The organism is Streptomyces sp. NBC_00568, from assembly GCF_026341855.1.
Taxonomy (GTDB): Bacteria; Actinomycetota; Actinomycetes; order Streptomycetales; family Streptomycetaceae; genus Streptomyces.
Genome location: NZ_JAPENW010000001.1, coordinates 3,723,115 through 3,744,628, shown reverse-complemented (window position 1 = coordinate 3,744,628; position 21,514 = coordinate 3,723,115). Strand labels below are relative to the sequence as shown.

Sequence of the window (21,514 nt, the reverse complement as noted above, 5' to 3'; positions counted from 1 at the left end):
GGGCGCCCCGCCCGCCCGGCCGCTCAGCCGAGCAGTACGACCTCGACCTCGGCGCCGGGCTCGACCGAGGTGGCGTCCTCGGGGACGACGATCAGCGCGTCGGCGTGCGCGAGGGCCGCGACCAGGTGGGATCCGGCGCCGCCGACAGGCGTCACGGCACCGTCCGCGTACGTCCCCCGCAGGAACTGCCGACGGCCCTCGGGCGAGGTCAGTGCCTTGTCCGTGGAGAGCGTGGCCCTGGTCGTCGGCCGGTGAACGTCCTTCAGCCCCATCAGGGTGCGGATCGCGGGGCGGACGAAGAGCTCGAAGGAGACGTACGACGAGACGGGGTTGCCGGGGAGCGCGAGCAGCGGCGTGTGGTCGGGGCCGATGGAGCCGAAGCCCTGGGGCTTGCCGGGCTGCATGGCGAGCTTGCGGAAGTCGATGCCGCTGCCCGCCTCGTCCTCGTCGGCGACCGACGACAGCGCCTCCTTGACGACGTCGTAGGCGCCGACGCTCACTCCACCGGTCGTGACCAGCAGGTCCGCGCGGACGAGCTGGTCCTCGATGGTCGAGCGCAGCGTCTCGGCGTCGTCCGCGACCGCGCCCACCCGGTAGGCGATGGCTCCCGCGTCGCGGGCGGCCGCGCACAGGGCGAAACTGTTGGAGTCGTAGATCTGGCCGGTGCCCAACTGCTCGTCGGGCTGGACGAGTTCGCTGCCGGTGGAGAGGACGACCACGCGCGGGCGCGGGCGCACCCGCACGGTGCCGCGGCCGATCGCGGCGAGCAGGCCGATCTGCGGCGGGCCGAGGACGGTGCCCGCTTCGAGGGCGCGGTCGCCCGCCTTCACATCGCTGCCCGTGGCGCGGACGTGCGCGCGTGCCTCGGCCGGGCGGTGGACGTGCACCTGCCCGAAGGACCCCTCGGGCGACGCGCTGTGCGCGCGCATCCCGGAGACCGGGCCCTCACCGAGGCCTCCGTCCGTCCATTCGACGGGGACGACGGCTTCGGCGCCGGGCGGCAGCGGGGCGCCGGTCATGATGCGGGCGGCCTGGCCGGGGCCCACGTAGGGCTGCTCGGCCTGGCCGGCCGCGACATCACCGACGACCGTCAGGACCGCCGGATACTCCTCGCTCGCGCCCGCCACATCCGCGACCCGGACCGCGTACCCGTCCATCGAGCTGTTGTCGAACGGCGGCAGGGAGACCGGCACCGTGACGTCCTCGACCAGGACACAGCCCTGGGCGTCGAGGAGTTGCAGCTCGATGGGTTCGAGGGGGCGGACGGTGGTGAGGATGTCCTCCAGGTGGTCGTCCACCGACCAGAGGTGATCCTGGCCGGCGGTGCGGGTCGCGGCGCTGCTCAAAGTCCCTACATCTCCTCGGCTACGTAACTGCGAAGCCAGGTCCGGAAGTCCGGGCCCAGGTCTTCACGTTCGCATGCGAGTCTGACAATGGCACGCAGGTAGTCGCCACGGTCCCCGGTGTCATAGCGGCGGCCCTTGAAGACGACGCCATGCACCGGGCCGCCGACCTTCTCGTCCGAGGCGAGCTGCTGGAGCGCGTCGGTGAGCTGGATCTCTCCGCCACGGCCCGGCTCGGTCTTGCGCAGTATGTCGAAGATGTGCGGGTCGAGGACGTAGCGTCCGATGACCGCGTAGTTGCTGGGGGCGTCGGCCGCGTCGGGCTTCTCGACCAGACCGGTCACCTTCACGAGGTCGCCCTCGCCGGTGGGTTCGACGGCGGCACATCCGTAGAGGTGGATCTGCTCGGGCGCGACCTCCATGAGGGCGATGACGCTGCCGCCGTGCCGCTCCTGGACCTCGACCATGCGGGCCAGCAGGGGGTCGCGGGGGTCGATCAGGTCGTCACCGAGCAGGACGGCGAAGGGTTCGCGACCGACGTGCGGGGCCGCGCACAGGACGGCGTGCCCGAGGCCCTTGGGGTCGCCCTGGCGCACGTAGTGCATGGTCGCGAGGTCGCTGGACTCCTGGACCTTGGCGAGCCGGTCGGCGTCGCCCTTCTTCTGGAGCGCCGACTCGAGCTCGTAGTTGCGGTCGAAGTGGTCTTCGAGGGGGCGCTTGTTGCGCCCCGTGATCATCAGGACGTCGTCAAGACCCGCCGACACGGCCTCTTCGACCACGTACTGGATCGCCGGCTTGTCGACGACCGGCAGCATCTCCTTGGGAGTGGCCTTGGTGGCCGGCAGGAACCGGGTGCCGAGGCCTGCCGCGGGAATGACAGCCTTAGTGATCCTGGGGTGTGACTCAGTCATGCCCGCAACCATAACCGGTGGCTATGTGCTGAATCTGTGGCTCCGGTTAATTCGCTCTCATATGAGCCCATTAGAAAAACCATGGAGTCACCTGTGAGCCACGCCGGACGTCAACCAGAGCCTGACAAGCGAATGTTGCGGCGAGGATTCCTGTCGGTGAGAAACGGGTTGACGGCCGATGACGTGCGGGAAACCGCCGCCTCTCTCGCCGCCCGCGCCCTGGAACTGCCCGAACTGGCGCACGCGGGAACGGTGGCGGCGTACGTCTCCGTGGGGAGCGAGCCGGGCACCCTCGCGCTCCTGGACGCGCTCCGCGCGCGCGGGGTGCGCGTGCTCCTGCCGGTCCTGATGGCGGACAACGACCTGGACTGGGGGACCTATTCGGGAGCGGACTCCCTCGAACGCGTCCGGCACGGCGGGAAAATGGCCCTCCTGGAGCCCGCGGGCGAACGGTCGGGGCCGGAGGCCGTCCAGGACGCGGACGCCGTTCTGCTGCCCGGTCTCGCCGTCGACGCGCGCGGCATGCGGCTGGGGCGCGGCGGAGGCTCGTACGACCGCGTACTGGCCCGTCTGGAGCGCTCGGGCGCCCACCCCGCGCTGGTGGTGCTCCTGTACGACACCGAAGTCGTCGAGCGGGTACCGGCGGAGGCGCACGACCGGCCCGTCCACGCGGCGGTGACCCCCTCCGGGGTGCGCCGCTTCCGCTGAGGACGGCGGACGCGAAGTGGCCCTCCACGCACGCGTGGAGGGCCACTTCCGTCAGGCACCGGCTTCAGGGCGTCAGGACCTCGACGCCCGTCGGAGCGTCACGGTTTCAGGACCAGAGTGTCGCTCGTCCTGTTGTCGACGGCCTTGTCCGAGAAGGCCCAGGGCAGGAGTTCACCCTTGGCCCACAGGTCCGTCTGGTCGGTGTAGTGAGCGCTGTAGGCGTGCCCGGAGGCACCCGAGAGGTTGATCCACTTGGACTTGTCGAGGTCCCCGAGGTTGACGACCATCCGCATCGACGGCACCCAGACCACTCCGTAGCCGCCCGCCGCGTTCCAGCCGGTCGCGTTGACCGTCGCCTCGCCGCCGCTGAGCTTCCAGGGGCCGCGGTTGAGCATGTACTGGATGAAGCGGGGGCCTTCGGTACCGAGGGTCTGGTTCTTCAGGAACAGGCGGTGCAGCCGGCCCCAGCTCCAGGTGTCGATGTCCTTGCCGAGCTTGGCGGTCAGCTCCCAGCGGGCGTCCGTCATGGCCTGGCCGAACAGCTCGTCCCGGGTGTCGATCGGATTGTCGGTGGGCGTCTTGCGCGTCTTGGGCGACTTCCACCAGTAGTTGCGCTCGTCGTCGATGATCTTGCGGACGACCTCGAACCAGCGGTCGCCGCCGTCCGGCTGCGCCTGGTCCGCGTCGCGCTGGCCGCACTCGCGTACCGACTGGTCCTCGTCCGCGGGACCGGTGGTGTCGATCCGGTCGACCCACAGGCACTGGCCCTTGACCCGCAGCTCCTTGGGCAGCTTGTTGCCGAAGGCGAGCTTGAGGATGTTGCGCCAGGTGGCGTTGAAGTAGGCGGCGGCCGCGGAGTCGGCGTCCTGGGTGTAGTCCCAGCCCTCCAGCAGCCTCTGCGCCTCGCGGACGTCCTTGTCGGGCACGTCGATCTTGAGCAGCTTGGGCACGATCAGCTTGGCAATCTCGCTGCTGTTGTCGAGCTGCATCTGCCGCATGTCGTCGGTCGAGATCTTGCCGACGCCGTTGATCTTCGACTCGATCAGGTCGTTGATGCGCTGGCTGCGGGTGCCGTAACCCCAGTCCGTGGTGAGGGTGTAGGGGTACTTGTCCGGGTCCACGACCGCCTGGTTGGCGGTCACGATGTACCCGCGCTTGGGGTTGTACTCGTAGGGCAGGGCGGACTGCTTGATGTATCCCGTCCAGCGGTACTTGGAGTCCCAGCCGGGCGAGGGGAGCGAGCCGTCGTTGCCCTTGGCGCGCGTGGGGATCTTGCCGGGCAGCTGGTAGCCGATGTTGCCGTCGGCGCCGGCTCCGTCGGCGTAGACCAGGTTCTGGGACGGCACCTCGAAGGACGCGGCCGCCTTGCGGAACTCTGTCCAGTTCGACGCCTTGTCCATCTCGAAGACGGCGTCCATGGACTTGCCCGGGTCCAGCGCGGTCCAGCGCAGCGCTATCGCGTAGCCGTCGCCGCGGTCGGGCGCCCCGGCGCCGACGGTGGCCTTCTTTCCGACCTTGACCAGTTCGTCGTCACGGTCGGAGAGGAGCGGCATCCCGTCCTCGGTCTCCCGGACGACGATGGTCTTGGCGGTGCCGCCCGCGACCTTGATCGTTTCCTTGCGGATCGCGAAGGGGAGCACCTTGCCGTCGTACTCGTAGCCCTGGCCGGTGATCTTCTCCAGGTAGAGGTCGGTGACGTCGACCCCGGAGTTGGTCATGCCCCAGGCGATGTCCTGGTTGTGGCCAATGACCACACCGGGCATGCCCGCGAAGGTGTAGCCGGAGACGTCGTACTGGCACTTGGCGGAGACGCTGGTGCAGTGCAGGCCCATCTGGTACCAGACCGAGGGCAGGGACGCCGACAGGTGCGGGTCGTTGGCCAGCAGCGGTTTGCCGGTGATGGTGTGGCTTCCGGCGACGACCCAGGAGTTCGAGCCGATGCCGTTGCCGTTCACGCCGACCGCGGTGGGCAGGTCGTCGAGGACGTCGTAGAGCCCCGAGAGCTGGCTCTGGAACCCGGCGGGCGCATCGGTGTCGCCCGTGAGGCCCGTGCCCGCCGCACCCGCCGCGCCCGCCGTGGTGGCGTCCGCCTGCGTGTACGTCCCGGTGACACTGTCGTACGAGCCCGTCCGGACGATCGTCTTGTTCCGGCTGTACGGGTACTCCGGGTACAGGTCGGAGATCTGCTTCGGGCCGAGCCTGCTCGTCATCAGCGAGCGGTCGATCTCCTCCTGCATGTTGCCGCGCAGGTCCCAGGCCATCGCCTTGAGCCAGGCCACCGAGTCGACCGGGGTCCACTCCGTGGGCTTGTAGTCGTTGGTGAAGCCCAGAGCCGCGTACTCCAGGGAGATGTCCTCGCCGTCCTTGCCGTTCAGGTAGGCGTTGACTCCCTTGGCGTACGCCTGGAGGTACTTCTTCGTGGAGGCCGACAGCTTGGTGTCGTACTCCTTCTCCGCGATCCGGTCCCAGCCCAGCGTGCGCAGGAACTCGTCGTTCTTGACCTGGCCCTGGCCGAACATCTCGGACAGCCGGCCCGAGGTCATGTGACGGCGCACGTCCATCTCGTAGAACCGGTCCTGCGCCTGGACGAAGCCCTGGGCCATGAACAGGTCCTCGTCGGACGAGGCGTAGATCTGCGGGATCCCGTTGCCGTCGCGCTTCACGTCCACGGGCCCGGACAGTCCGTCGAGCTGGATGGAGCCCTTGGTCTGCGGGAAGGAGGCGCGCACAGTGCTGATGCTCCAGTACGCGCCGAAGGCGATGCCTCCGATGATGGCGAGAACCAGGACAATCAAGAACAGTCGGGCTTTGCGCCCCTTCTTCCTGCCGGACTTGCCGGGCTGTTGGCCGGAAGAGGCGGTGGTGTTGGGGGGCATCGCTGTCCTTGCTGTCCTAACGCGAGCGGCAGGCGGTCCTGGAGTGCTGGGGCAACCATAGGCGCAGGGCCAACCGCGCCTTGACGCGGAGTAGGAAACCGGGAAGCACGACTGTTCGATCTTGCCTTCGGGAACGTCAAGAAAGCGTCAAGAGTTAGGTAAGGTAACGAAGTACTTGCAGTGAAGTGCCCGGTTTCCGGTGCATCAGAGCCGGCTGCCGCCCCCCGGCGGAACCGGATCGGCGAGAAAGGAACAGCCCCTGACTGTCCACCACCTCAACCAGCTCCTGCTCGTGTGCTCGCTCGTCCTGCTCATCGCGGTGGCAGCGGTCCGGATCTCCTCACGCAGCGGGCTCCCCACGCTGCTCGTGTACCTGGGGATCGGCGTCGCGATGGGCCAGGACGGAGTCGGCAACGTCCACTTCAACAACGCCGAGCTGACCCAGGTCATCGGGTACGCGGCCCTGGTCGTGATCCTGGCCGAGGGCGGTCTCGGCACGAAGTGGAAGGAGATCAAGCCGGCCCTGCCGGCGGCCTCCTCGCTGGCACTGGTGGGCGTCGCGGTGAGCGTGGGCGTCACGGCCTCGGCCGCGCACTACCTGATCGGCCTCGAGTGGCGGCAGGCTCTCATCATCGGAGCGGTGGTGTCCTCGACGGACGCCGCGGCGGTCTTCTCGGTCCTGCGCAAGATCCCCCTCCCCGCGCGCGTGACGGGCATCCTGGAAGCCGAGTCCGGTTTCAACGACGCCCCCGTGGTCATCCTCGTCGTCGCGTTCTCCACCGCGGGGCCGGTGGAGCACTGGTACGCGCTGCTCGGCGAGATAACGCTGGAACTGGCCATCGGTGCCGCCATCGGTATCGCGGTCGGCTGGCTGGGCGCGTTCGGGCTGCGGCACGTGGCACTGCCGGCCTCCGGCCTCTACCCGATCGCCGTGATGGCGATCGCGGTCGTGGCCTACGCCGCCGGCGCGCTCGCCCACGGCAGCGGCTTCCTCGCCGTCTACCTCGCCTCCATGCTGCTCGGCAACGCGAAGCTGCCGCACTGGCCCGCCACGCGCGGCTTCGCCGAGGGGCTCGGCTGGATCGCCCAGATCGGCATGTTCGTGCTGCTCGGCCTGCTGGTCACGCCGCACGAGATGGCCGACGACATCTGGCCCGCACTCGTCATAGGCCTGGTGCTGACCATGATGGCGCGACCGCTCAGCGTGGTCGTCAGCCTGCTGCCGTTCCGCATCCCGTGGCAGGAGCAGGCGCTGCTGTCCTGGGCGGGGCTGCGCGGCGCCGTCCCCATCATCCTCGCGACGATCCCGATGGTGAGCGGCATCGCGGAGAGCCGGCGGATCTTCAACATCGTCTTCGTCCTGGTCGTCGTCTACACCCTCATCCAGGGCCCGACGCTGCCCTGGCTGGCCCGCAAACTCCGCCTCGGGGCGTCCCCCGGGGCCGCCGACCTGGGCATCGAATCGGCGCCCCTGGAGCGACTGCGCGGCCATCTGCTGTCCGTCGCGATCCCCAAGGGGTCGCGGATGCACGGCGTCGAGGTGGGCGAGCTGCGGCTGCCCCCGGGCGCGGCGGTCACCCTCGTCGTCCGCGACGCGGAGTCCTTCGTGCCGGCGCCCACGACGGTGCTGCGGCTCGGCGACGAGCTGCTGGTGGTGGCCACCGACCCGGTCCGGGACGCGGCCGAGAAGCGGCTGCGCGCGGTGGGCCAGGGCGGCAAGCTCGCCGGCTGGCTGGGCACCGAGGACGGCGGAACGGAACACCACCGAACGAGACACCAAACGGGACATTGAGGCGCGGCGGGCAATTCACAGGCCGGCGCTCCCGTGGTGCTCGGTTTCACAGGCGTGGCCTCGATCGTCCCTGTACGATGAAGGCACACCTTGATCGAACCAACTCTGCCTGACGCAGAGCTGGCGCGACCGTATGGCGGCCGTGACGTCCTCCCGCAGGAGACGCCGGTATCTACCGCAGATCCGCGCAAGAGGACAGCTCTCGGCGCCCCCCGCACGGGCGCGCTACCAGGCGGCAGAAAGGCACGGGCCGTGGCATCCACGGTCACCTCCCGTCCTGGATACGGACAGCTGCTGCGCACCCGCGGCGCCTGGACGTTCCTGCTCCCCGGCTTCGCCGCACGTCAGCCGTTCGCCATGCTGACGATCTCCATCGTGCTGCTCGTGCAGCACACCACCGGCTCTTACGGCGCGGCCGGCGCGGTCGCCGCCGCCACCGGTGTCTCCATGGCGCTGTTCGCACCCTTCACCGGACGGCTGGCCGACCGGCACGGACAGCGGGCCGTCCTGCTGCCCGGCGTCCTCGTGCACGCCGTGTCCGGCTTCTCCTTGACCGCGCTCGCGCTGTCGGGTGCCCCCTTGTGGGCGCTTTTCGTCGCCGCCGTGCCGACCGGCGCCTCGGTGCCGCAGATCGGCCCCATGGTGCGTGCCCGCTGGGGCGTGAAGCTCCAGGGCTCGCCCCTGATGACGACCGCGGCGGCCTTCGAGTCCGTCACGGACGAGCTGACCTTCGTGTTCGGCCCGCTGCTCGCCACCGCGCTGTGCACGGCCGTCGACCCCGCCGCGGGCCTGCTGACCGAGGCCTCGCTGACCCTGGTCGGCGGTCTGCTGTTCGCCGCACAGAAGAGCACGCAGCCCTCGGTCGCCGTCGACCGTCACGCGCGCGTGGAACACGGTTCCGCTCTGCGCATCCCCGGGGTGCGCGTCCTGATCGTGACCTTCCTGGGCATCGGCGCCGTCTTCGGCGGCATGCAGGTCTCCCTGGCCGCGTACAGCGAGTCGATCGGCGAGCCCGGCCTGAACGGTGTCCTGTACGGCGTCTTCGCCGCGGGCAACATGCTCTCCGGCATCGTCTGCGGTGCCATCGCCTGGAAGGCGGCCCCGCAGCGACGGCTCGTCCTCGGGTACGCCGCCCTCGCGCTGGCCGCCTCCGGGCTGTGGGCCGCCGACTCGGGGATCGTGCTCGCCGGCCTCGGTCTCGTCGTCGGCATGTGCATCGCCCCGACCCTGATCACCGGCTACACCCTGGTCGAGAGCCTGGTTCCGCAGGGCGCCCGCACCGAGGCCTTCACCTGGCTCACCGGCGCCGTCGCGCTCGGCCAGGCGGCGGCCGTCACCGTCGCCGGACAGCTGGAGGACCGGCTCTGGGACGGCGCCGGTTTCCTGGTGCCGATGGCCGGTACGGCACTGGCCCTGGCGACCCTGGTGGCACTGCGTTCACGCCTCACCACACAGGCCCCGAGCAGGACGGTCGCACGTGGCGTCGGTCACCGAGTGCCGGTGACAGTGGACTGATCTCGCGGAATACGTCAGTATGGACCGTCGTTAGCACTCATTGAGTGAGAGTGCCAGGAGGAAGACAAGTGCCGACCTACCAGTACCAGTGCACCGAGTGCGGCGAGGGCCTCGAGGCGGTGCAGAAGTTCACCGATGACGCCCTGACCGAGTGCCCCAACTGCAACGGCCGCCTGAAGAAGGTGTTCTCGGCCGTCGGCATTGTCTTCAAGGGCTCCGGCTTCTACCGCAACGACAGCCGCGGCTCCTCGTCGAGCAGCTCGCCGGCGTCGAAGCCGTCCACGGCCACGTCCTCGTCGGACTCGAAGTCCTCGTCGTCGACGTCCGCGTCGTCGTCCTCGGACTCGAAGTCGTCGGGCACCGGCTCGGCCGGCAGCTCCGCCGCTTAAGGCCTCCCCGGTCCGCCGAGGCTCCCGCCCCGGCGCCGCGAGGCCTCACCAGGCTCGTTCGCACGGGACCCCGTCGTCGTAGGACGACGGGGTCTTCGGCGTTCTCCCGTCCCGGCTAGGGTGCCGTCCATGGCGAACACGGAGAACTCCCAGACCCCGGCCGGGGAGCAGTCGACGGTCCTGGCCGAGATCGGTGTCATCGGCGGCTCGGGCTTCTACTCCTTCCTCGACGACGTGACCGAGCTACAGGTGGACACCCCTTACGGACCGCCCAGCGACTCGCTGTTCCTCGGCGAGATCGCCGGCCGACGGGTCGCCTTCCTCCCCCGCCACGGCCGCGGCCACCATCTGCCGCCGCACCGCATCAACTACCGCGCCAACCTGTGGGCGCTGCGCTCCGTCGGCGCCCGGCAGATCCTCGGCCCCTGCGCCGTCGGCGGTCTTCGTCCGGAGTACGGGCCCGGAACGCTGCTCGTGCCGGACCAGTTCGTGGACCGTACGAAGTCGCGGCCCCAGTCCTACTTCGACGGGCTGCCGCTGCCCGACGGCACGGTGCCGAACGTGGTGCACGTGTCGCTGGCCGACCCGTACTGCCCCGTCGGGCGCAGGGCGGCCCTGGAGGCGGCTCGCGGACGGGCCTGGGAGCCCGTGGACGGCGGCACGCTCGTGGTCATAGAGGGTCCGCGGTTCTCCACCCGGGCCGAATCGCTCTGGCACCGGGCACAGGGCTGGTCGGTGGTCGGCATGACCGGGCACCCCGAGGCCGCGCTCGCCCGTGAACTGGAGCTCTGCTACACGTCGTTGACGCTGGTCACCGATCTCGACGCGGGCGCCGGGACCGGCGAGGGCGTCTCGCACGACGACGTGCTGAAGGTGTTCGCGGCGAATGTGGACCGGTTGCGGGGCGTGCTCTTCGACACGGTCGCGGGGCTGCCGGCGAACGGAACGCGGGACTGCCTGTGCACGACGGCGCTGGGCGGGATGGACCCGGGTTTCGACCTGCCGTGACGCCGGAGTTCCCCGGGCCGGAACGCGGGCGGAACCTCCCGTTCGGGTGAGGGAGTTGTCCACAAACCGTCGGTGATCCACGGGCCTCGGCGGGCTTCGCCGCGACGCCTCATCGTGGGATCGCAAGCCGATCCCTCGTCGCAGGTGGTGGTCCCCATGGCACAGCTCTCTCCCCTCGTCCGCCCGCCCGGCGCGGATGCGCCTCCGACCTGCGAGGTGCCGCACTTCGCTCCCGTCCGTGTGCGCGGCGGACGGTATCGGCTGCGGCGCCTCGCGCGGCACAGGAGGCGGGCGGTCGCCGCCGGTCTGGCGATGACGGCGGCCGCGCTCGTGGCGGCCGGCCCGGGTGAGGCCGGAAGCGCGCGCGGACATCCGGTGTCCGCGCCCCCTGCCGGGTCCACCTCCGCCACCGCTTCCGCGCCCGTACGCGGGCAGCGGGCGGTCGAGACGGTGACGGCGCCGGTCCGGATCGCCGACGGCGCCACGGTGGGCCTGCTGCGGCCCGGCGACCGGGTCGACGTGGTCGCGGCGGACAGCGGCGGCGAGGCGCGGGTGGTCGCGGCCTGGGCGCGGGTCACCGGGATTCCGGACGTGGGCGCCACCGGCACCGGGGCGCTGGTCGTCCTCTCCGTCCCCCGCGCGACGGCCGCTCGGCTGGCCGGCGCCGGCGCCACGTCACGGCTGGCGGTGACGCTGCGATGAGTGACGAAACCGTGTCAAGTCTCTCGTTCGAGCTACCCAATTGGACAGGCCCGGCGGACCCTGCCGTAGGTTGCGGAGCTGTTTGTTCCACAACCTGTGCAGAGGGGCCTCCTGGTGAGCGACAAGAAGCAGCCCGGCGTCTGGGAGGGCTTCAAGGCCTTCCTGATGCGCGGCAACGTCATCGACCTGGCCGTCGCCGTGGTCATCGGCGCGGCCTTCACCAACATCGTCAACTCCGTGGTGAAGGGCATCATCAACCCGCTGGTCGGTGCTGTCGGGACGAAGAACCTCGACAGCTACAGTTCCTGCCTGAAGAGCCCGTGCACGGGTACCGGGGAGACCGCCACGGGCATCCGCCTCATGTGGGGCTCCGTGCTGGGCGCCACGCTCAGCTTCGTGATCACCGCGGCCGTCGTGTACTTCCTGATGGTTCTGCCGATGGCCAAGTTCCTGGCCCGGCAGGCGGCCCGCCAGAAGGCGAAGGAGAACACGCAGGAGATCATCGAGGTGTCGGAGCTGGAGGTGCTGAAGGAGATCCGCGACGCGATAGTCGCGCAGCGCGGTCCGGGACCCCGCGAGCACTGACACATCCCTGGACCCGCGCCCGGAAGCCGGCAGGGCGCGGAGGCCCGGAGCGCGGGGGCAGGGAGATCAGGGGCCGGGCTCAGAGGTGGTGGGGCGGCTTCTCGTCGAGGAAGCGCTTCAGGTCGGCCGCACTGTCGCCCGTGCTGTCGGCCCGCTCGCCCCACCCACGGTCCGTATCGTCCGAGGACTGCCGGCTCAACGGATCGTCGAAGACCAGTGCCGACTTCGGATCACGCGGTTCGGGGGCGGGGGCGGGACTCATGCCCCAAGAGTACGCCGCGGGGGTGGCGGCCCACCCCGGCCCGGCCGGGCGTCTCGGCGCCGTGGCGGTCGGGCGGCCACCACGATCCGGCGAGGGGCACGGGTCCCCGATCAAGGGCAGGAGGCCCTCCGGCCCGGCCGATCCGGATCCCCGTGACACGTCTGACCTGGCATCCGGCCGAGATTCCGGCACCGAGCACGCTTGTGAACGCATTCACAAGAATTTCCGGGACTTTTCTGCTGTGCTTGGCCGTATGACGTCCAGATCCACTCCGGAGTCCGCCGCGACACCACGGCCCGCGGGCCGTCGACCGCTGCGCAGAATGACCGCACGCGGCCGCGACGAGGCACACCGGGTCGCGTCGCCGCTGGAGCTCCTCTTCGACCTGTGTTTCGTGGTGGCCATCGCTCAGGCGGGCGCCCAGCTGGTGCACGCCGTGGCGGAGGGGCACGCGGGTGAGGGCATCCTCGACTACGCGATGATCTTCTTCGCCATCTGGTGGGCGTGGATGAACTTCAGCTGGTTCGCGTCGGCGTACGACAACGACGACGTGCTCTACCGGGTCGTCACCCTGGTGCAGATCGCCGGCGTCCTGGTGCTCGCGGCCGGGGTGTCGCAAGCGTTCGGGAGCCACGACTTCCTGGTCGTCTGGCTCGGCTACGCGATCATGCGGTTCGCGATGATCGCCCAGTGGCTGCGGGTGGCGCGGTCCTCCGAGGGCGCCGAGAGAACCATGGCGCTGCGGTACGCGGGGGGCGTGCTGCTGTGCCAGGTGGGCTGGCTCGGTCTGCTCATCGCGCCGGAGCCGGGCCGCCCGTGGGTGTTCCTGGTCGTGGCGATCGCGGAGCTGTGCGTCCCGGTGTTCGCGGAGAAGGCCTTCACCACGTCCTGGCATCCGCACCACATCTCCGAGCGGTACGGACTGTTCACGATCATCGTGCTGGGCGAGACGATCGCCGCGGCCACCGTCGCGGTGAAGTCGGCCGTGGACGAGCACGACGCGCTGGGCGAGCTGCTGCCCATCGCCGCGGGCGGGCTGCTGATCGTGTTCTCCGCCTGGTGGATCTACTTCGTGGTGCCGATCCACGGACATCTGCGGTCCAGCGGACAGGCCTTCCTGTGGGGTTACGGCCACTATCTGATCTTCGCGTCGGCGGCCGCGATCGGCGCGGGTCTGGAGGTCGCGGTGGAGCAGACGGTCGGCAAGGCGCACATCTCGACGCTCTCGGCGTCCGCCGCGGTGACGCTGCCGACCGCGTTGTACTTCCTCTCCGTCTGGGCGCTGCACTCCCGCTACTTCAAGATCGGCATCGCCCAGCAGCTGGTGCTGCCGACCACAGCGCTGCTCGTGATCCTGTGCACCTTCCTCGGTGACTGGGCGGTCCTCGCCTCGGGCATCGTCTCGGCACTGGCCGTGGCGGTCGGGGTGGTGCTGACGACGCGGATGGTCGGGCGGGAAGCGGCGGGGAACGCGGCCGGGGGCGTTTGAGGGGGAAGTCGCTGTCGCGGCCTGCGGCCGGGGAACACTGGGGCCATGACAGTTGACGCTCTGACGGATGTCGCCGGTCTGCGGGTGGGGCACGCGACGCGGACCGGCGACGGTTGGCTCACGGGCACAACGGTGGTGCTCGCCCCCGAAGGAGGTGCGATCGCCGCGGTGGATGTGCGCGGTGGCGGGCCCGGCACCAAGGAGACGGACGCGCTCGATCCGCGCAACCTCGTGCAGAGGGTCGAGGCGGTCGTGCTGACCGGCGGCAGCGCGTACGGGCTGGACTCGGCGTCGGGCGTGATGGCGTGGCTGGAGGAGCGGGGACGCGGGGTGCGCGTGGGGCCCGACCCGGCGCATGTCGTGCCCGTCGTGCCCGCCGCCTGTGTCTTCGATCTGGGACGCGGCGGCGACTTCCGGTCCCGGCCGGACGCTTCCACCGGGAGGGCCGCGGTCGAGGCGGCCGACGCGAGTGCGCTGCGCGCGCCGGTGCGCGAGGGAGGCGTGGGCGCGGGCACCGGGGCGGTGGTCGGGCAGATCAAGGGCGGGGTCGGGACGGCGAGCGCCGTGCTGGAGTCGGGCATCACGGTGGCCGCGCTGGTGGTGGCCAACGCGGCGGGGTCGGTGGTGGAACCGGAAACGGGGGCGCTGTACGGGGAACTGGCGCGAGGGCGTACGGCGCATCCGTCCGCCCCGGTGCGCGAGGCCGCGGGGCGCAGGCTCGCGGAGGCCGCCGCGAGGAACGCGCCGCCGCCGTTGAACACCACGCTCGCCGTTGTCGCCACCGACGCCGATCTCACGCGGGCCCAGGCACAGAAGCTCGCGGGCACCGCGCACGACGGGATCGCGCGCGCCGTGCGGCCGGTGCATCTGCTGAACGACGGGGACACGGTGTTCGCGCTGGCGACGGGTGCTCTGCCGCTCGCCGCCGATAACCCGCTCGCGCTCAACGAGATCCTCGCGGCGGGCGCGGACCTGGTGACGCGGGCGATCGTGCGCGCGGTGCGTGCCGCGGAGCCGGTGGACGGGCCGGGCGGGGTGTGGCCGTCGTACGAGGAGCTGTACCGGTAGTCGGGCGATTGTCCCGGTCCTGTCACGTGATGGTGTCCAGCCCGGGCCGACGGGAACCTGTCGCGTCACTGCTCGCTCTCTCTCCACGTACTCGAGCGGATCACACATGACGAGACCTGGGAGCAGCCCGTGACAACGCCGGACAGGACAGCGCGTGCACTGGGGGCCTGTGCCGCCCTGATGGTCGGCGCCCTCACCCTCACCGCCTGCGGAGGCGACGCGAGCGCCGACAGCGCGAGCGGCAAGGACGGGAAGAACGCGGGCCGGACGTCCACGGCGAAGATCGCCATCTCGGCGAAGGACGGTTCGACGAGCGCGTCCATCAACGCGACCGGGGTGAAGGTCAGCGACGGCAGGCTGACCGGCGTGAAGATGACGGTGTCCGGGAGCGGGACGGCCGTGCCCGGGGCGATATCCGCGAACGGCCACTCCTGGAAGCCGAAGGAGCAGCTGGAGCGCGGGACGAAGTACCAGATCTCCGCCCTGGCGAAGGACGCGGACGGTCGGACCGCGGCGGCCAATTCGATCTTCACCACGGTCTCTTCGAGCAACAGCTTCATCGGCACGTACACGCCGGACAACGGCTCCACCGTCGGTGTCGGCATGCCGGTGTCGTTCACCTTCGACAAGGCGATAGGCGACAGGAAGGCCGTGCAGTCGCACATCACGGTCACCTCCAGCAGCGGGCAGCGGGTCGTGGGGCACTGGTTCGGGGCGCAGCGCCTCGACTTCCGGCCCGAGGAGTACTGGAAGGCCGGCTCCAAGGTCACGATGAGGATCGCCCTGGACGGTGTCGAGGGCGCGAACAACGTGTACGGCGTACAGAAGAAGACGGTCACGTTCACCGTCGGCCGCTCCCAGGTCTCCACGGTCGACGTCGGCACGCAGACCATGACGGTCGTGCGTGACGGCGAGCCCCTCAAGAGCGTCCCGATCTCGGCGGGCACCCCCGAACACACCACGTACAACGGGCAGATGGTGATCTCGGAGAAGTTCGTCCAGACCCGGATGAACGGCTCCACGGTCGGATTCGGCGGCGAGTACGACATCGCCGACGTGCCGCACGCGATGCGTCTGACGTCCTCGGGGACGTTCATCCACGGCAACTACTGGTACAACCGCGGGAATCCGCCGTTCGGGCGGCAGGGCACCAGCCACGGCTGCGTGGGCCTCGCCGACGTACAGGGCGCGCAGGGCGACACGACCGCGAAGTGGTTCTACGACAACTCGCTCGTCGGGGACGTCGTGACCGTCAAGAACTCCCCCGACAAGACCGTCTCTCCGGACAACGGGCTCAACGGCTGGAACATGTCGTGGAGCGCGTGGACCGCGGGAAGTGCCGTCTGACGAGGGCCTTTTGACGCCCGGTCGGGCCGCGCGGGAACTTGCCGCGCGGCCCGCCCGTTTTCCGTCCGTACGTTTTCTCGGTTCGCGGACATGATGTCCGACCGAGGGGCTACGGTATGCACCCACAAGGTGACATGCAGCAACGCCGGGAGAAACCTTGAGCGTTCCGTACGAGACAGCAGCGTACGAACCACCCGAGTCGCCCGAGTCTCCGGAGGAGCATCTCGCGCGACTTCTGGGCCGCGCCCTGAACTCGTTCGAGCTGCCCGACGAGACGATACGGCGACTCGACTGCGCGCTGGCGCACGACAGCTCGCTGCACTCCGCGCACCACAGCGCGGGGCTGCACCGGGAGACGTACCGGCACACGTGGCTGCTCGCCGACGGCTCCGCCGTCACGCTGTGGGAGCTCGTGCACAACACGGCGCCGGGCCGCGAAGCACAGCACGAGGTCTACGTCGACGAGGAGGAGCTGCGCGCCGCCACGGCCAGACTCCCCCTGCCGCCGGACGCGCCGGACTTCGAACTGCCCGTGTTCGTGCAGTTGTCGGCGATCCCCGAGCCGCGTCACACGTACGTGCCCGACGACTCCGCCGATCACGCGCGCCGGCTCCTGCGGCGCGCGGAGAATCCGGACCGGCCGGGCGCCGACCTCACGACGCTCCTGCTCCGGGAGGCGTTCGCGCACCAGATCACCCAGGCCTTCGGCCGCCCCTGCCGGGCCGGCCAGGCGGGCCTGTGCTTCTCCCTCTACGAACACGCGTTCCTGCTGCGCGACGGGCAGGAGATCTCCCTGTGGGAGGTCGAGCACACGGCGACGCCGGACCGGCGGCACATGTGCGAGGTGTACGCGTCGGAGGACGCGGCGCGCGACGCGATGGAACGGCGCGCGGCACGCCTGGGCTGACGTCCGACCGGGGCGCAGCACGCCTGGGCTGACGTCCGACCCGCGCGGCGCGATGGGCCGACGTCCGACCGGGGCGCGGCGCGATGAGGCCGACGTCCGACCCGGGCCGCCGCGCGACCGCGCTGAGCCCTTCCCGCGCGGGGCGAACCCTGCCCGGCGCGGGGCCGACTGCGCCCGCCGCCCCTGCGCGAGGCGTCCGGGCCGGCAATCGGCGCCGGCGCTCGCCGGGCGCGTCGGCCCTCCAACGGCGAGGCCGTGCAGCACCCGGAGAACCCGAAGGGGCCCCGGCACCTGAGGTGCCGGGGCCCCTTCGGGCTCGGACTTCCACGTCGCACCGGTGGTGGACCTGGACGGGACTCAGCCGACGAGTTCCGCCTTCCGGTCCTGGACCTGGTCCTGGGCGGCCGTCTCGTCCTCCGCCCCCTCCACATGCTGGGCCGGCCGCTTCGGCAGCGCGAACATCACCAGGAAGATGACGGCCATCACCACGGCGACCCAGCCCAGCGCGTGCTGGAAGGCGTTCACGAAGGCCGGGCCCACCTGGTCGAGGGTCAGCCTGTCGCCGATCTCGCCGAAGAAGACGACCGAGACCAGGCCGAGGCCGAGCGCGTTGCCCATCTGCTGCACCGTGTTGATCAGACCCGACGCCGAGCCCGCGTGCTCACGCGGGACCTCCGAGAGCACCGCGTCCGTCAGCGGGGCGACGATGAAGCCCATGCCCGCGCCCATGACCACCAGGGGAAGGGCCATCTGCCAGGAGGCGATGGCCATGCCGTACCGGTCGGACTCCCAGATGTAGAGCAGCACTCCGAGCGCCATGAGCAGGGCGCCCGCCTGGAGCACCTTGCGTCCGAAGCGCGGGACCAGCAGCTGCACGGACATGCCCGCCGCGGCCGAGACCGCGATCGAGAACGGCACTCCGGTGAGGCCCGCCCGCAGCGCGCTCCAGCCCAGCCCGGTCTGCATGTACAGCGTCCAGACCAGGAAGAAGATGCCGAGTGCGATGCCGAAGACGGTCTGCACGGCGATGCCCGCCGCGAAGCTCTTCACCTTGAACAGCGACAGCTCGACCAGCGGCGAACCGTCCCGCGCCGACTTCCGCTTCTCGTACGCCACCAGCGCCCCGAAGACGACGAGGGAGCCGGCCATGCACAGGTACCCCCACAGCGGCCAGTCCAGCTCACGGCCGCGGGTCAGCGGGTAGAGCAGCATCAGCAGGCCGAGCGTGACCAGGGCGACGCCGACGAGGTCGAGCTTGAGGGCCCGCGGGGCCTTGGACTCGGTGATGAAGCGGCGGCCCAGGATCAGCGCGACGACGCCGACCGGCAGGTTGATGAGGAAGATCGGCCGCCATTCCAGGCCGAAGAGGTTCCACTCGGTGAGCAGTGCGCCGAGGAGCGGACCCGAGACCGCGCCCAGGCCGACGATCGCGCCGAAGAGGCCGAAGACCTTGCCCCGCTCGTGGGCCGGGAAGGTGGCGTGCACGATCGACAGCACCTGCGGCACCATCATCGCGGCCATGGCGCCCTGCAGGATGCGCGAGGCGACCAGCATCTCCGGGTTCACCGCGAAGCCGCACAGCGCCGACGCGATCGTGAAGCCGGTTATGCCGAGGAGGAAGAGCCGCTTGCGGCCGTGGATGTCACCGAGCCGCCCACCGGTGATGAGTCCCGCGGCGAAGGCCAGCGCGTAGCCCGCGGTGATCCACTGGATCTGGCCGAACGTGGCGCCCGCGTCCCGCTGGATCGACGGGATCGCGATGTTCACGATCGTGACGTCGACCAGGTCCATGAAGGCCGCGGTCATCACGATGGCGAGGGCGAACCAGCGTCGTCGGTCGGCCGCGGCGCCGGGTGCCGGGCTGCTGAGAGCTGTCTCAGAGGTCTCGGTGGAAGTCATGCTGTAAAGCTACGGCCCGATTAGGTCAGATCATGTCCTAGTTCTGCGGCACCCTGGAAAACATGACGACCGACACACCGGCCAGGCTGCTCCAGCTCCTCTCCCTCCTCCAGACGCCCCGCGAATGGCCCGGCGGCGAGCTGTCCGAGCGCCTCGGGGTGTCCCGTCGCACGGTCCGCCGCGACATCGACCGGCTGCGTGAGCTGGGCTATCCGGTGCAGGCGACCAAGGGCGCGGACGGCGGTTACCGGCTGGTGGCGGGCAAGGCGATGCCGCCGCTCGTGCTCGACGACGAGGAGGCCGTGGCGATCGCGGTGGGCCTGCGGGCCGGCGCCGGGCACGCGGTCGCGGGCGTGGACGAGGCCTCCGTACGGGCCCTCGCCAAGCTGGAGCAGGTGCTGCCGGCCCGGCTACGGCACCGTGTGTCCACACTCCAGGCCGCCACCACCCCCCTGACCAGCGGAGACGGGGCGAGCATCGCACCCGAGACGCTGACCGTGATGGCGTCCAGCGTCGCCGGACAGGAGCGGCTGCGGTTCGCGTACCGCTCGGGGGACGGGACGCCGTCGCGGCGGCTGACCGAGCCGTACCGGCTGGTCTCCACCGGCCGCCGCTGGTACCTCGTCGCGTACGACCTCGACCGCGAGGACTGGCGGACGTTCCGCGTCGACCGGGTGACCGAGCCCTTCGCGACGGGGGCCCGTTTCGCCCCCCGCGAGCTGCCGACGGGGAACGCCGCCGAATACCTGCGGCAGTCGATGTACCGGCGTCAGGAGACGTACGCGTTCGAGGTCACCTTCGCCGCGCCGGCCGACTTCGTCGCGGCGCGCGTGCCCGCCTGGATCGGGTCGCCCGAGCCGATCGACGAACGCAGCTGCCGCCTGCGCGCCTCCGCCAGTGACTCGGTGGAGTGGCTGGCGGTGCGGATCGCGATGGTCGACTGCGAGTTCACCGTACAAGAGCCGAGGGAACTGGCGGATCACATAAGGGAGTTGGGGGCGCGGCTGAGCCGGGCCGGGAGTGGGTCCGCGCGCTGACGGCACCTCACGGCCGACGGGGACGCCGCGGAGCCGGTGACGCCCCGGGGCCGGTCAGGTACGGCAGGTTATGTCGCTGTGGCAGAATCTGCCCTCCGGGTCACCCCGGGGTTCAGGTTCGGGGTGGCCCGTCAACGTCCTGCCCAAAACCCCACCGCGCGCGCCCCGCGCTCTCGCCGCTGCCCCCAGGACAGAAGTGGAGCCGAGCTTCGGCGCCAGGGGGGGGGAGGCGCCGAAGCTCGGCTCTGGGAGAGTCCCGGCGCGGGGGGGGTGTGCGTCGGGACTCGGTTCTTGGGGGCGGCTCGCGTCCGCCTGGTCGGGACTCTGAAGCGTGGGCCCGGAAGTCTTGTTCCCAGAGCCCAGCAGGTTGAAGCGGCCTTACATGGCCATGTCTGGTCGACTTGTGGCCAACGTGGCGTGGGTGCCCGTGCGCGAACCGGGCGAGGCGGGTCTCGCGCCCCCTCGACGAGTGAACCCGAACGGCCCACGCGTCGCGCTCACCCGGCTCGCCCCGTACGCGTGCCGCACCCCCGCACCGCTACGCCGCCGCGTCGAATCCGGTGTCGCGTGCCAGCTTCTTCAGCTCGAGCAGGGCGTGCTTCTCGATCTGGCGGATGCGCTCGCGCGTCAGACCGTGCTCCTTGCCGACCTCCGTGAGCGTCCGCTCCCGGCCGTCCTCGATGCCGTACCGCATCTTGATGATGGAGGCGGTGCGCTGGTCGAGGTGGCCTATCAGGCCGTCCAGCTCCTCGCTGCGCAGCAGCGTGAGCACCGACTGCTCGGGCGACACGGCCGAGGTGTCCTCCAGCAGGTCACCGAACTGGGTCTCGCCCTCGTCGTCCACCGCCATGTTCAGCGAGACCGGGTCGCGGGCCCAGTCCAGGACGTCGCCCACGCGCTCCGGCGTCGAACCGAGCTCGGCGGCGATCTCCGTGTGCTCGGGCTCCCGCCCGTTCTCACGGTTGAACTCGCGCTGCACGCGACGGATCCTGCCCAGCTCCTCGACCAGATGGACGGGGAGGCGGATCGTGCGCGACTGGTCGGCGATGGAACGGGTGATGGCCTGCCGGATCCACCAGGTGGCGTACGTCGAGAACTTGAAGCCCTTGCGGTAGTCGAACTTCTCGACCGCGCGCACCAGGCCGGCGTTCCCCTCCTGGATCAGGTCGAGCAGGGGCAGGCCGCTGCGCGGGTAACGGCGCGCCACGGCCACGACCAGCCGGAGGTTCGAGCGGATGAAGACGTCCTTCGCGCGCTCGCCGTCGGCGACCAGCGCCTCCAGCTCCTCACGAGAGGCGTCCGCCTTGGCCTCCGCCTCGCCGTCGAGGATCTGCCGTGCGAACACACCCGCCTCGATGACCTGGGACAACTCGACTTCCTTGGCGGCGTCGAGCAGCGGTGTACGCGCGATCTCGTCGAGGTACATGCCGACCAGGTCGCGATCGGCGATCTCGCCGCCTCCGGCGCGAACACTGCGTGCCGCGTCGGCGGTCCCGCCGGTGGCGGACTTACGACGGGCGACGGCACGGGTTGCCATGCGTGCTCCCTTGCGATGGTGGGCTTGCGGGTGGACCTGGACATCGGGCTCACCCTCCCGGGTGCCCGGCATCTGATGGAAACAACGACTGGAATCAGGACAGAATTCCCAACCCGTACCTCGATTTTTCTGATCATGC

General features: G+C 70.5%; 18 protein-coding genes. 12 read left to right on the top strand and 6 right to left on the bottom strand.

Annotation, left to right across the window (positions count from 1 at the left end; translation table 11 throughout):
• Nucleotides 1-23 precede the first annotated feature (23 nt).
• Nucleotides 24-1,346 carry a gephyrin-like molybdotransferase Glp gene (glp, locus tag OOK38_RS16380; RefSeq protein ID WP_266759699.1) on the bottom strand — a complete coding sequence of 441 codons (1,323 nt, stop codon included), beginning with the start codon at nucleotides 1,344-1,346 and terminating at the stop codon, nucleotides 24-26.
• A gap of 5 nt (nucleotides 1,347-1,351) precedes the next feature.
• A complete protein-coding gene (gene galU / locus OOK38_RS16375) occupies nucleotides 1,352-2,254 on the bottom strand; it encodes a UTP--glucose-1-phosphate uridylyltransferase GalU (protein ID WP_266759701.1) in 903 nt (300 codons plus the stop codon).
• 81 nt (nucleotides 2,255-2,335) lie between these two features.
• Between galU and OOK38_RS16370 the strand changes: the two genes are divergently transcribed.
• Nucleotides 2,336-2,962, top strand: coding sequence for a 5-formyltetrahydrofolate cyclo-ligase (locus OOK38_RS16370; RefSeq protein ID WP_266759703.1), 627 nt, complete (start codon nucleotides 2,336-2,338; stop codon nucleotides 2,960-2,962).
• Nucleotides 2,963-3,060: 98 nt separating this feature from the next.
• Here the strand turns inward: OOK38_RS16370 and OOK38_RS16365 are convergent, their stop codons facing one another.
• Nucleotides 3,061-5,838 (bottom strand): penicillin acylase family protein, encoded by a 2,778-nt coding sequence (locus OOK38_RS16365; protein WP_266759705.1) that lies wholly within the window; start codon nucleotides 5,836-5,838, stop codon nucleotides 3,061-3,063.
• Between the two features lie 199 nt (nucleotides 5,839-6,037).
• Here OOK38_RS16365 and OOK38_RS16360 point away from each other — a divergent pair, with 199 nt between their 5' ends.
• The 6 genes from OOK38_RS16360 to mscL all read left to right on the top strand — a co-directional run bounded on the left by OOK38_RS16360 (nucleotide 6,038) and on the right by mscL (nucleotide 11,829).
• On the top strand, nucleotides 6,038-7,630 hold the full coding sequence (locus OOK38_RS16360) for a potassium/proton antiporter (protein ID WP_266759707.1): 1,593 nt from the start codon (nucleotides 6,038-6,040) through the stop codon (nucleotides 7,628-7,630).
• A gap of 252 nt (nucleotides 7,631-7,882) precedes the next feature.
• The gene (locus tag OOK38_RS16355; protein ID WP_266759709.1) at nucleotides 7,883-9,145 is read left to right on the top strand and encodes an MFS transporter; all 1,263 of its coding nucleotides are present in this window, start codon (nucleotides 7,883-7,885) and stop codon (nucleotides 9,143-9,145) included.
• Nucleotides 9,146-9,213: 68 nt separating this feature from the next.
• Entirely contained in the window at nucleotides 9,214-9,534 is a 321-nt protein-coding gene (locus OOK38_RS16350; protein ID WP_266759710.1) for an FmdB family zinc ribbon protein, read from the top strand.
• Between the two features lie 129 nt (nucleotides 9,535-9,663).
• Nucleotides 9,664-10,542, top strand: a complete 879-nt coding sequence (locus OOK38_RS16345) for an S-methyl-5'-thioadenosine phosphorylase (RefSeq protein ID WP_266759712.1) — start codon at nucleotides 9,664-9,666, stop codon at nucleotides 10,540-10,542.
• Between the two features lie 156 nt (nucleotides 10,543-10,698).
• Nucleotides 10,699-11,244, top strand: a complete 546-nt coding sequence (locus OOK38_RS16340) for a hypothetical protein (RefSeq protein WP_266759714.1) — start codon at nucleotides 10,699-10,701, stop codon at nucleotides 11,242-11,244.
• A gap of 114 nt (nucleotides 11,245-11,358) precedes the next feature.
• Nucleotides 11,359-11,829, top strand: a complete 471-nt coding sequence (gene mscL, locus OOK38_RS16335) for a large conductance mechanosensitive channel protein MscL (RefSeq protein WP_266759716.1) — start codon at nucleotides 11,359-11,361, stop codon at nucleotides 11,827-11,829.
• A 79-nt stretch (nucleotides 11,830-11,908) separates the two neighbouring features.
• Here the strand turns inward: mscL and OOK38_RS16330 are convergent, their stop codons facing one another.
• The gene (locus OOK38_RS16330; RefSeq protein WP_266759718.1) at nucleotides 11,909-12,091 is read right to left on the bottom strand and encodes a hypothetical protein; all 183 of its coding nucleotides are present in this window, start codon (nucleotides 12,089-12,091) and stop codon (nucleotides 11,909-11,911) included.
• Nucleotides 12,092-12,344: 253 nt separating this feature from the next.
• Here OOK38_RS16330 and OOK38_RS16325 point away from each other — a divergent pair, with 253 nt between their 5' ends.
• The 4 genes from OOK38_RS16325 to OOK38_RS16310 all read left to right on the top strand — a co-directional run bounded on the left by OOK38_RS16325 (nucleotide 12,345) and on the right by OOK38_RS16310 (nucleotide 16,902).
• Nucleotides 12,345-13,580, top strand: coding sequence for a low temperature requirement protein A (locus OOK38_RS16325; RefSeq protein WP_266759720.1), 1,236 nt, complete (start codon nucleotides 12,345-12,347; stop codon nucleotides 13,578-13,580).
• A gap of 45 nt (nucleotides 13,581-13,625) precedes the next feature.
• On the top strand, nucleotides 13,626-14,648 hold the full coding sequence (locus tag OOK38_RS16320; protein WP_266759722.1) for a P1 family peptidase: 1,023 nt from the start codon (nucleotides 13,626-13,628) through the stop codon (nucleotides 14,646-14,648).
• 129 nt (nucleotides 14,649-14,777) lie between these two features.
• Nucleotides 14,778-15,995 carry an Ig-like domain-containing protein gene (locus OOK38_RS16315; RefSeq protein WP_266759724.1) on the top strand — a complete coding sequence of 406 codons (1,218 nt, stop codon included), beginning with the start codon at nucleotides 14,778-14,780 and terminating at the stop codon, nucleotides 15,993-15,995.
• Between the two features lie 157 nt (nucleotides 15,996-16,152).
• Complete coding sequence (locus OOK38_RS16310) at nucleotides 16,153-16,902, top strand: DUF6227 family protein (protein WP_266759726.1); 750 nt, start codon at nucleotides 16,153-16,155, stop codon at nucleotides 16,900-16,902.
• 357 nt (nucleotides 16,903-17,259) lie between these two features.
• On the opposite strand, the gene OOK38_RS16305 is transcribed toward OOK38_RS16310, so the two are convergent.
• Nucleotides 17,260-18,801, bottom strand: coding sequence for an MFS transporter (locus tag OOK38_RS16305; RefSeq protein WP_266759728.1), 1,542 nt, complete (start codon nucleotides 18,799-18,801; stop codon nucleotides 17,260-17,262).
• 62 nt (nucleotides 18,802-18,863) lie between these two features.
• Here OOK38_RS16305 and OOK38_RS16300 point away from each other — a divergent pair, with 62 nt between their 5' ends.
• Nucleotides 18,864-19,838 carry a YafY family protein gene (locus OOK38_RS16300; protein WP_266759730.1) on the top strand — a complete coding sequence of 325 codons (975 nt, stop codon included), beginning with the start codon at nucleotides 18,864-18,866 and terminating at the stop codon, nucleotides 19,836-19,838.
• A gap of 538 nt (nucleotides 19,839-20,376) precedes the next feature.
• On the opposite strand, the gene OOK38_RS16295 is transcribed toward OOK38_RS16300, so the two are convergent.
• Nucleotides 20,377-21,375, bottom strand: coding sequence for an RNA polymerase sigma factor RpoD/SigA (locus tag OOK38_RS16295; protein WP_266759732.1), 999 nt, complete (start codon nucleotides 21,373-21,375; stop codon nucleotides 20,377-20,379).
• Nucleotides 21,376-21,514: the final 139 nt, after the last annotated feature.